Here is an 11,377-nt window from a genome sequence, read left to right on the forward strand (position 1 = left end):
ATTTTTAATAACTTCTCATCACACTAAAATTAGATCCAGTTGATGCTTAAAACAGATATTTACACAAAACAAATACTGCATCTCTATCTTTTTTCTGTAATACTTGGCTGGTTTTTACTTTGTAAATGAATAATTCTTAAGGTTGAATTACATGTTCGTTCGCACAATACTCGCGATGAGTTTAAGTTGCATTCTTGCTGGTACAGCGTTTGCTGCATCTACTACTGAACAACCCTTGACGCCAAAAAAGATCATTGATACTTCAGTCCAAGATCCCATTGATCCTTTAGCAACAGATGTCGCTTCAGCTTCTACTGCGGTTGCAAACACTCAAATTACAGCAAAAGAACAAGCAGACTTAAACCAAGCTTCACAAACTTTAGACCAACTTGAACAGTCTGAAGATAAAACTGCTGACGTTGGCGCTGCACCAAGCAAAACAACGACTGCACCGACAACAAGCCCGACGAATCCTGCTGCTGCAAAAGCATCGTGGACTTTAAATGGTTTAAACAGTGCAGATTGGTATGACAATATTGGTAAAGGTCAATTTCCTGTTTATGCACGTGCTCACGTCATGCTCAACAATGCACATGCATCTCCAGGTGCAATTGATGGCATGAGCGGTAAAAATACCCTTAAAGCAATTGCCTCTTTCCAACAAATGAGTGGCTTAAAAGCAACGGGTACGCTCACCAAAGAAACTTGGGATGCGTTACTTGCTAGTCAAGGGTCTAAACCTGCATTTATTGAATACACTATCACCGATGCAGACCTGAAAGGGCCTTATGCAGCGTCAATTCCACACGATTATGCCTTACAGTCAAAAATGAAAGGTTTGTATTACACGCGTGTGACTGAAATGTTCGGTGAAAAGTTCCACATGGATGAAGACTTTTTGAAAAAGTTGAATCCAAAAGCAACTTTCAAAAAAGCAGGCGAAAAAATTATCGTTGCCAACATTCGTAATGAAGTGCCAGAAGATATTCACTTGATTGTTGCGCACAAAGGCGCAAAACAGCTGTATTTATTTAACAGCCGCAACCAAATGATCGGTTCATTCCCTGCAACCATCGGTAGCTCGGACACGCCATCACCAGCAGGTACCTATAAAGTTACAGGTGTTGCACCAAATCCATGGTATAGCTACTCACCAAGCAACTTTGTTCAAGGTAAAAACTTAAAACCTCTTTCTTTACCACCAGGTCCAAATGGCCCAGTAGGGAATATCTGGATTGGTTTAAGTAAAAAATCATTTGGTATTCATGGTACGCCAAACCCATCGGCCATTTCCAAGACAGCTTCACACGGTTGTATTCGTTTGACCAACTGGGATGCGAACGATCTAGGTAAAAAAGTGAAGCCAGGTGTAACGGTTAAATTCTTAGAATAATTGGTTTTCTAAGGTATTTACGCTAAAAAAGGTGTTCTCAAGAGAACACCTTTTTTATCAATCATAACAACATAAAAATGACGATGAACACTTTAAAAAGAATAATGCCTTTGGCTTGCTTACTGTCACTTTCGACACCGACTTTTGCTGAATTAGATGAGGAAATCGTGACCAGCGTGGATGCTTCTGCTTATGCGGTGGAATCTGACAACCCATTTGACAGTCTGGAGGATCAGGAAAAAATCCGTCATCCCCAATACATTCCAGAGCAAGACCGTCTCAGAGAGCCACTTTTGAATACACGCTATTATGTCATCGCAGGCAAATTTCCGATTCACTATTACGCGATTCGAACAGGGCAAAAGCCTAAACTGTTTTATTTAAACCAGCCGCACTCAGCCATATTCGCTATTGGCGATGCTTATGCGGAAAATCGAAAAAAAATTACTCTACAACCACAGCTCAAACACACCGTCAAAGACCATGAGCTATTTTCAATTATGCCAACAGACAAATACATTGCTCTGATCTTTCGTACCCGCTATGCCTATACCCCTGCGGAATTAAAAGCCAATGCAGAGATAAACTCCATCTATGCCAACAATCGCTACCGATACAGCTACGAAATTATTGAAATCGACACGAATGGTCAACAGCTCCACCGCGTGCAATTCGTGGCTCCTGTTATTGAAGATGGAATGAGTTTTGGCCCCAAATGGGATAAAGATTTATCAGATTACAATAACGCAATACTGGAATACAGCACCAAGTCCCCAGGTGACTATCAAACCGTACATCCTTATAATATTGAAACCCGCTATGAGTACAAACAAGGTCAATTGCAGCACTTTGAACAGAAAATTCTACTCACCGCCAGTGATAAAGTATTCTTAAAAAACCCACCCAATTCTATTAATTACGAAAATTATCTCGACGATCAAGATACAGCCTTCTACGTTGAAAGCAGTACTTGCCTTGATGATTATTTTGTTTTTAAAGATAAAGCGGCCCCACTCGGTGTGAAATGGGGAAATAATTGGATACAAGCCCAACCGAAGCTACATCAACAATTTTTAGCTGAATATGCGCAAGGCAAAAACTACATTTGGAAAGATTTTCGCGAACAGTATTGTGATCTAAATTAAGACAGAGCTATCATTTCAATATTGAAACGCAACATTGCAAATTCACCATTTCATCAACAAATATAAAACACTAAAATTACGCCATAGATTAAAAATAAGATTGGAGTTCAAAATGGATGCTTTCATTCATCGTAGCCAAGACCGTGGTCATGTCAATATTGGTTGGCTAGAGTCTAAACACAGCTTTTCATTTGGCAGTTGGTATAATCCGAAATACATGGGCGTCAGTGCTCTACGTGTTATCAACGATGACCTCATTGCAGGACATCAAGGTTTTGGACAACACCCTCATGACAATATGGAAATCTTAACCTGCGTGCTCAAAGGCACGATTACCCATAAAGACAGCATGGGCAACCATGGCGGTATTTCTGCGGGGGAATGGCAACTGATGAGTGCAGGTACTGGCGTACAACACAGTGAGATGAATCAAGGTGATGAGCAAGTGCATTTACTACAAATTTGGATCATTCCAAATGAACGAGATGCAGCCCCAAATTATCAACAGATTCGTCTTGATCCGCATGAGCAACCCAACCAATGGCATCTGATTTGTGGTCCAAACGACAATGCACCAATGCATATTCGTCAAGATGCAGAAGTGAAAACGGCTGTACTTGAAAAAGATCAGACCCTTTCGATTAAAGCCACACAACATGTTAACTATGTACATGTGATTTCTGGCTCAATCCAAGTGGCTGAACATACAATCCATGCAGGTGATGCGATTGCATTTATAGATGTTACTGAAATCAAAGCACTGGACGATGCTCAGGTCATTTGGTTTGACTTACCTGAAGTAAAATAACTAGCCACACATCAAAAAAGCCAACGTCTTCACGTTGGCTTTTCCATGTGTATCCAATAAGTGACTACTCAATCGACTTAAAGAAAATTCACTGCAAGCAGTGCCAAAATGGCAGGGACTGCCTGAATGTAAATAATTTTCTTACTAGCGGTTAGCCCACCATAAATTCCCGCAACCAAAACACAGCCTAAAAAGAAGTTCGCCAAAGCAAGTGCATAGCTTTCAGGTGCGCATAATGACCAAAATAAACCTGCAGCCAGAAAACCATTATATAAGCCTTGATTTTGAGCCATAACTTTCGTTAACTGCGCTTTCTCAGGGCTATTGCCAAAAGCTTTTAAGCCATAGGGCTTATCCCATAAAAACATCTCTAAAACTAAAATATACACATGCAACAGTGCAATTAAGCCAATTAGAACTTGTCCCACCATACGCTTTATCCTTTATTTTTATGAATGATAGATAGATCAACAACTTCGCTGATCTAGGTCAAAAATGATTAAGGTTTCAAAAGTACTTTACCCTGACGCGCACCTTGCGTCGCTTTTAGGGCAGCATCTTTGATTTGTGTAAAACTAAACACCCCTTCAACAGGTAATAACAGTTTTTTCTGGGCAGCTAAAGTCAATAACTCAACAATTAAGGCTTTTTTACGCTCAGAAGACAACTCTTTGTTCACCACGCTTGCCCAGAAGCCTTTGACGGTCGCTTGTTTAAAAATTAAATCTCCCGAAGAAATCTGCATCACTTCTCCCGACATGCTACCGAAAGACACCAAGAGACTATTTTCACTCAGTAGAGCCAACATTTCACCACTGGCTTTTCCACCAATCGAGTCCACCCCTACCATCAGGGGCTGATTTGCATGAATAGCTTTGACTTGTGCTTTCCAATCAGCTTGGTCTGTTGCCACGACATTTTGAATGCCCAAAGCATGCATTTCAGCCACAGCCTCAGTACGTCGTACCAAATGAATTACCTTTTGACCACGTGCCGCTGCAATCATTGCCACAGTTTTCCCTACGGCACCATTGGCGGTGTTTTGAATCATCCATTGATCTGCTTTTAAGTCAACAAATTCAAGCAGCATCAAGGCACTAATCGGCATGCCAATCAACTGAGCTGCCGTTTCATCCTCAATTGTATCCGTTAAAGGGACAATGCCATGTGCTGGTGCAATAAAATACTCCGCCCAACTACCATGAACCGCTGCAACTGCCACACGCTGACCCAATGATACACCTTGCACACCCTCACCAAGTGCATCAACCACACCAACAGCTTCACTACCACCAATCGCGGGTAGTGCCGGCTTATAGCCATAACTACCACGCACTGTCCACACGTCATGATTATGCATAGGTGATAAAATCATTTTAATACGCACTTCGCCTGCTTTTGGCTCAGGCATTGGCATATCTGCTGCTTCCAATACGTCGACAGGCTCACCAAAATGATGATGTATGATACTTTGCATCTATTTATTCCTTGATGGGTTGTAAGAGTTGTTGAGTAGTTTCCATAGCCAAATATAGGGGCTGCTTATCTTGTGCAAGTCTTGCCAATAAAGCTGCGCCCAACCACAGCTGATACATCGTCTGTGCCATCTTTTCAGCATCAATATGCGATGGAATTGAACCGTCTTGTTGCCCTGCTTTGATTAGACCTGATATGCGTTCTGTTAACTTACGTACCCCGAAGTTCAAAATCCGACGCATATCTTCAGATAAATCTGAGACTTCTGCTGCCAATTTGACGATCAGACAGTTCTGCGCCCATCCCCCATCGCTATGATGTTCAACATCACTTTCAATATGAGATGGGTTATCAATCCATGCCTGCCAAAGCGCAACCAAACGGGCATAAGCACATCCTTGCTCTTGCTGCATCAGTTGGTCAATTTTGACTTTATAGTCAGCAAGGTACTGTTCCAGAAGCGCACAGCCAAATGCCTCTTTTGAAGCAAAGTAATAATAAAATGAACCTTTCGGCACATCACAGTTTTTGAGAATTTCCTGTAAGCCTACGCCAACAAAACCTTTCTGTAATACCAGTTCGAAACTGCTATTTAAAATATGTTGTCGTGTGGCTTCACTTTTGTCTGATCGTTTCATGTCCACACTATAAATCAATAATAGACCAGTCGTCTATAAAAAATAATAGAAAAATTTTCGTTCTAAATAATCCATTTAGTTCATACATATAAGTTTTAATGATGATATTTAAGTTACAAAGAATTAAAACAAATGTTACATTATACCATAACAACATTTTCAACTTTATTTATGTCTACACCTTCACAACGTTTACAAGCCATTGATGCCCTCAGAGGACTCGTCATTTTGATCATGATGGTCGATCATGTCCGAGAAACTTTTTATCTCCATCAACAAGTCCCCGACCCGATGCTAATCCCTGGCACTGAAGAACCCCTGTTCTTTAGCCGAATTTTGGCTCACTTATGTGCTCCTGTTTTTGTGGTCTTAACGGGTCTATCGGCTTATCTCTATCAAGCAAAAAACAACAGCGTTCAAATGACTCGCGAATTTTTACTCAAGCGTGGACTCTTCTTGATTTTTCTCGAACTGATTGTGATTAATTTCGCTTGGACAGGACAGTTCCCGCCCGATGTCATCTATTTACAGGTAATTTGGGCTATCGGTTTAAGTATGGTGGCCTTGGCGGGCTTAATTGGCTTGTCGCAAAAATGGCTCTGGGTGATCAGTCTCAGCATTATTTTTGGACATAATTTACTCGATCAAGTGTCATTTCCACATCTGCCTATCGTACAGAACCTTTGGTTTATTTTGCATGAACGCGGTTGGATTGAGTTTGGAGATCTAATTCGTTTTAGAACCTCTTACCCTGTACTACCTTGGGTTGGCGTGATTACTTTGGGTTATTGTATCGGCTATAGCATATTTAATACGACTCAAGACATCACAAAAAGAAATCAAACCCTCTTATTCTTCGGACTTGGCAGTGTTGCTTTATTTATCGTTTTAAGAATGCTCAATATCTATGGTGATCAAGCATGGTCTAGCATGCCGACCAATATTGAAACTGTTATGAGTTTTATGAATCTGACCAAGTACCCACCATCACTACTGTTTATTTTATGGAATGTCGGGCTAGGGCTAGTCCTGTTAGTGTTACTTCAAAAACTTGAAAGTAAAGGTTGGATCAAGCCCTTGATTGTATTTGGTTCCGTACCTATGTTCTTTTATATCGTCCATTTATATGCACTTAAAGCCCTCTATCTCATTGCCCTCGCACTATTTGGCAAAACTCATGGTGAATATTTTGGTGTAGATCACGTTTCTACCCTTTGGCTGATCTCAATTATTTTGACTGTGGCACTTTATCCTTTGATGTTGAAATTCTCCGCTTTTAAACATAAAAACAAGCATATCCGTATTTTGAAATATCTATAATTATGGATAAAGCATCATAAAATTTACCGTACACATCTTGATGCTTAGCTCAACTAAGCATCAATGGGTATCGGCTTTTCCAACACTCGGCTAAAATGTTTTATACACCAGTAAATTTCTGAAGCTAAAAATTTACAATAGCATGACTGAGTGCTGTTCTTTGTTTCAGGCTACTTTAAAAAACTTACTTTGCTTTGCTCAGCAGTGCCAAGCAAATCGAAATTAGCAACATCCCGAACCAGCCAATTGGTGCAATTTGCTCTCCCACCAACAGGATTGCCAATACCGCAGCCACCAAAGGCTCAAATAACGTTAAGGTAATGGCTTTACTGGCAGGCACGGTTTTTAAACCATAACCAAACAAGACATAACCCAAAAACATCGGAATAAGCATCATATAACCAACGACATACAGGTTGATGTTTTCTTCAAACAAGTTTGAGCCTGTCATCCATAAAGTTGGAATTAATAATAAAGCACCGAGTCCAAAAATCATTCCCATAGTGGCTTTTGCATCTAATCCTTGGTCAATCATTCTTTTTGCAGCCCAAGAATATAAAGCATAAGTTAAGCCTGCCACTCCACCCAAGCCGATACCCAATATCTGTCTATGTTGAGATAAGCCTTCTGTATTTGCTGTAGTATGCGACTCTCCCAAAGACAACAATACCACCCCCGTTACCCCCAAAACAAAACTCACCAACCACGCCATGGAAAGTGGTTTTCTGTCAAACACCCGTTCTAAAAGCGCAGTAAATAATGGTGCTGTGCCAATCGAAACCACTGTGCCAATAGTGATCCCCGCATAGTGCATCGACGAATAAAAAGCCAGAGGATAAACAAACACGGAAATCACACCAACACTAAGCATCACACTATTGGCTTTGATGTGTGGCAGATGGCTGATGATACTTTTACGTGCTAACAGTGCTTGTAATAAACCACCACCACCCATCGCGGCAGCCCCAATTGTCAGCGGACTCAAATGAGGTGCAAAGGATGCCACCGTCCCTGTAGTTCCCCACAAAAAAGCGGCTAGAAGAACCGCAATGAAACCATAATTTGGAACAGCAGAAATAGACTGACTCACGCTATGATCTCTCGCGCTAAAATCGTTTTTACCATTTGCGTTACAGCTAAAACTTTTTCACTGGAACTCTCAAGCCCCGCACGAGCAATTGAACCTTCGAGTAAAAAAGACAGCATCAAAGCAATTTGCTGTACTCGCTCTGGCTCTTCAATCAACAGCGCCAGTTGTGTGGAGATAATCTTTTCAATTTCATCTTTATGCTGCTTCACCGCCAAACGCTCAGCACTGTGTGCAGGAAACTCGGCCGCAGCATTCAACAAACCGCATCCGCGGAAGCCCTTCTCATAGGCAAATTCAGCATGATCTTGGTAGGCTTCAAAAACCGCAATAATTTTATCCACTGGTGTATGTGCATCACGGTTTCGCACAGCGTACAGCTCTAGCCATTCTTGATGCCGCGCTTCAATATAAGAACTGATCAAATCCGACTTGGTCGGGAAATTATTATATAAAGACATTTTGGCAACTTTCGCTTTGTCCGTAATGGTATTAATGCCAGTATTTGTAATGCCATCGTTATAAAACAAAATTGCAGCTGCATCTAAAATTTTCTGTTTTGCTGTTTTGGTATTCATAATGCTTTATATAGGTAGACCGATATACCTAATTTACAAGATGTGAAAAAATATGCAAGTGAGTTAAGCAAATAAGTTCGTTACTAGAAAACTCATCCTTGCTATATAAATCATCTGATAAATACTGATTCAACCCTACACTTGCAACACAAATACGCTCGAACCTGAAATTTAGCAGGCTACTAATCGTTGGTTATGCGTATACGTAAGCTCGAATCAAATGAGGGATATGTGATTTGGTTGCATACTCATAAGTACTATGCTAAATCACAAAGTCAACTTTGACGCGCCAATAAAAATTGGGAAATTTGATTCAATTCGGAAGCCGCGTCACTTGAGAAATAAGCTAACGCTGCAAAAGCTTGATCATGTAGCGTTTTCGCATAGTTCTGCGCAGCTTCAAGCCCCATCAAAGCTGGATAGGTCGACTTTTCAACTTGCTCATCTTTGCCCGCAGTTTTACCCAGTACATCTGTATTTGACGTAATATCTAAAATGTCATCTTGTACTTGAAAAGCGAGGCCTATCGCCTGTGCATATTCACGTAACTTTGGAATCGCTTGATCACCACCCTCAAAGACTGTGACCGCAGCCATCATCACTGCTGCTGAAATCAATGCACCCGTTTTATTACGGTGAATGGTTTCTAGTGCAGTTTGATCAACCCGCTTACCTTCTGCTTGTAAATCGAGGACTTGACCACACACCATTTTAGAACTGGCTGTTGCTAAAATTTGCATCTGCTTTAATACAATACCTTGATCCACCATAGGACCCGCATCAAATAGTCGGCTAGCTAGAATTTCAAAAGCCATAGACTGTAAAATGTCACCTGCCAGTAAAGCGGTATCCTCACCATAAGCCACATGACAAGTCGGCTGACCACGACGTAATAGGTCATTGTCCATACATGGCAAATCATCGTGTGCCAAGGAATAACAGTGAATCAACTCTACTGCCACAGCAGCACGGCGTACAGCAGCCCAATTGGAGTTTGGGTTCAAATGGGCCGTAGCATAGCACAGTGCGGGGCGCACACGCTTTCCGCCTAACATTACAGCATGATGCACGGCACTTTTTAACGGTTCAGGAATTGAAAAAGCATCCAGTGCAGTCAATAAATCATCGTGAATACGTTGTTGAGCCTGTTGGAGCGCATTTGCTGATACGTCGGTTAGTACTGACACATTCGCCTCGAATAACAATAGAATAAAATGATTTAAAGCTCAGTTTACACTGAGTTAAACATGAACATGATCTGTTGGCATCATACTGCTTTCCGCCCGCTTTCTCTACGCCGAAACCTCAAACAATATGCGCTAATCTATTAAATTTCGCATACTGATCAATATGAAGCCCTTTTTGGCTGTTTTAAACAGCGACTGTGCTAAAAAATGGCTCTGAGAAATTAGATCCAAAACTCCCCACCCCAATTCATTGTTTTAGCCTTTCGCACTTTATAATTAGGAGAAATATAAAAAGCCTCTAAACATAGAGGCTTTTACATAGCTTACATAGGATTAATCTATGCTTTCAGCAGGAATTCTGACCCAACCTTCCATCAGCACGCGGGCACTACGACTCATGACCGCTTTTTTCACGACCCATTGACCATTTTCTTGTATCGCTTGCGCCCCTACACGTAATGTCCCTGACGGATGCCCAAATCGTACTGCCTCGCGCTCACCGCCACCTGCGGCCAAATTAACCAAGGTTCCAGGTATCGCTGCTGCGGTGCCAATAGCAACAGCTGCTGTACCCATCATGGCATGATGGAGTTTACCCATAGACAGTGCACGAACCAATAAATCCGTGTCCTGCGCTGTGATGGTTTTACCACTTGAAGATACATATTGTTTTGGTTGAGAAACAAAGGCAATTTTAGGCGTGTGTTGACGGCTGGCAGCTTCAGAAATATCTTGAATCAGCCCCATCTGTTTTGCACCATAAGCTCGAATAGTTTCAAAGCGTGCTAAAGCTTTGGCATCGCCATTAATTGCGTCTTGTAATTCAGTACCTGTATAACCAATGTCTTCTGCATTTAAAAAAATCGTGGGAATACCCGCATTGATAAATGTGGCTTGGAAACGACCAATCTCAGGTACCTCTAAAGTATCGACCAAATTCCCTGTAGGGAACATTGCACCACCATCTTCACCATCATCGGCAGGATCTAAAAATTCAATTTGCACTTCCGCAGCAGGAAATGTCACACCATCAAGTTCAAAATCACCTGTTTCTTGAACTTGTCCATTTGTGACAGGTACATGGGCAATAATAGTTTTTTGAATATTGACCTGCCAAATGCGGACTGTGCAGATGCCATTTTCTGGAATACGCGCAGCATCGACCAAACCATTTGAGATTGCAAATGAGCCCACTGCTGCCGTTAAGTTGCCACAGTTTCCGCTCCAGTCGACAAAAGGCTGATCAATTGAAACCTGACCAAACAAATAATCAACATCATGTTCTGCTTGCTGGCTTTTGGCTAGAATCACCGTTTTACTGGTGCTTGATGTTGCACCTCCCATGCCATCAATCTGCTTTGCATAAGGATCCGGACTACCAATCACACGAAGTAAAAGCTGATCTCGAACGCGACCTGCTTGTTGCGCAGCTTCAGGAAGATCATCAAGTTTAAAGAATACGCCCTTACTGGTTCCTCCACGCATATAGGTTGCTGGAATCTTGATTTGCGGTGCAAAACTCATTTTTATTGAATCCTTCATATTTATCATTGTGTTAAGTCAAACAACCTGATTTAACTCAGCTTCATCATACCTTTTTTCCAGATCCATGCGTAAAATACAGGACTTAAGTCTAAACAAGTATAAAAAAACATCATTTGTGAACGGAGAGTTCCCTAAAATAATCCACAATCCGACAATTTAAATAAAATTAATATATTGATTCGTATGTTTTTTATTTACAA

The 11,377-nt window shown here is 41.3% G+C and carries 11 protein-coding genes; 4 read left to right on the forward strand and 7 right to left on the reverse strand.

Going from position 1 to position 11,377, the window contains the following annotated elements:
- The first annotated feature begins 151 nt into the window (after window positions 1-151).
- The 3 genes from B4F08_RS11395 to B4F08_RS11405 all read left to right on the forward strand — a co-directional run bounded on the left by B4F08_RS11395 (window position 152) and on the right by B4F08_RS11405 (window position 3,346).
- Complete coding sequence (locus B4F08_RS11395) at window positions 152-1,393, forward strand: L,D-transpeptidase family protein (RefSeq protein WP_086208022.1); 1,242 nt, start codon at window positions 152-154, stop codon at window positions 1,391-1,393.
- An 83-nt stretch (window positions 1,394-1,476) separates the two neighbouring features.
- On the forward strand, window positions 1,477-2,538 hold the full coding sequence (locus B4F08_RS11400; protein WP_291374420.1) for a hypothetical protein: 1,062 nt from the start codon (window positions 1,477-1,479) through the stop codon (window positions 2,536-2,538).
- Between the two features lie 112 nt (window positions 2,539-2,650).
- A complete protein-coding gene (locus B4F08_RS11405; protein WP_291374421.1) occupies window positions 2,651-3,346 on the forward strand; it encodes a pirin family protein in 696 nt (231 codons plus the stop codon).
- A 77-nt stretch (window positions 3,347-3,423) separates the two neighbouring features.
- On the opposite strand, the gene B4F08_RS11410 is transcribed toward B4F08_RS11405, so the two are convergent.
- The 3 genes from B4F08_RS11410 to B4F08_RS11420 form a co-directional block, all read right to left on the reverse strand.
- Window positions 3,424-3,777, reverse strand: coding sequence for a DUF1304 domain-containing protein (locus tag B4F08_RS11410; RefSeq protein WP_086208025.1), 354 nt, complete (start codon window positions 3,775-3,777; stop codon window positions 3,424-3,426).
- 68 nt (window positions 3,778-3,845) lie between these two features.
- Complete coding sequence (locus tag B4F08_RS11415; protein ID WP_291374422.1) at window positions 3,846-4,823, reverse strand: zinc-binding dehydrogenase; 978 nt, start codon at window positions 4,821-4,823, stop codon at window positions 3,846-3,848.
- A gap of 4 nt (window positions 4,824-4,827) precedes the next feature.
- Window positions 4,828-5,460, reverse strand: coding sequence for a TetR/AcrR family transcriptional regulator (locus B4F08_RS11420; protein ID WP_110974485.1), 633 nt, complete (start codon window positions 5,458-5,460; stop codon window positions 4,828-4,830).
- 171 nt (window positions 5,461-5,631) lie between these two features.
- Between B4F08_RS11420 and B4F08_RS11425 the strand changes: the two genes are divergently transcribed.
- Window positions 5,632-6,780 carry a DUF1624 domain-containing protein gene (locus tag B4F08_RS11425; RefSeq protein WP_291374423.1) on the forward strand — a complete coding sequence of 383 codons (1,149 nt, stop codon included), beginning with the start codon at window positions 5,632-5,634 and terminating at the stop codon, window positions 6,778-6,780.
- Window positions 6,781-6,964: 184 nt separating this feature from the next.
- On the opposite strand, the gene B4F08_RS11430 is transcribed toward B4F08_RS11425, so the two are convergent.
- The 4 genes from B4F08_RS11430 to prpF form a co-directional block, all read right to left on the reverse strand.
- Window positions 6,965-7,870: a DMT family transporter gene (locus tag B4F08_RS11430; protein ID WP_151707002.1), complete on the reverse strand. Its 906-nt coding sequence runs from the start codon at window positions 7,868-7,870 to the stop codon at window positions 6,965-6,967.
- Window positions 7,867-8,445 (reverse strand): TetR/AcrR family transcriptional regulator, encoded by a 579-nt coding sequence (locus tag B4F08_RS11435; RefSeq protein WP_291374424.1) that lies wholly within the window; start codon window positions 8,443-8,445, stop codon window positions 7,867-7,869. Before B4F08_RS11435 ends, B4F08_RS11430 begins: the two co-directional genes overlap by 4 nt.
- Window positions 8,446-8,720: 275 nt before the next feature.
- Window positions 8,721-9,632: a polyprenyl synthetase family protein gene (locus B4F08_RS11440; RefSeq protein WP_086208889.1), complete on the reverse strand. Its 912-nt coding sequence runs from the start codon at window positions 9,630-9,632 to the stop codon at window positions 8,721-8,723.
- A gap of 333 nt (window positions 9,633-9,965) precedes the next feature.
- The gene (gene prpF, locus B4F08_RS11445) at window positions 9,966-11,156 is read right to left on the reverse strand and encodes a 2-methylaconitate cis-trans isomerase PrpF (protein ID WP_086208561.1); all 1,191 of its coding nucleotides are present in this window, start codon (window positions 11,154-11,156) and stop codon (window positions 9,966-9,968) included.
- Between the last annotated feature and the right edge of the window lie 221 nt (window positions 11,157-11,377).

This window comes from Acinetobacter sp. UBA6720 (assembly GCF_002454215.1).
Lineage (GTDB): Bacteria > Pseudomonadota > Gammaproteobacteria > Pseudomonadales > Moraxellaceae > Acinetobacter.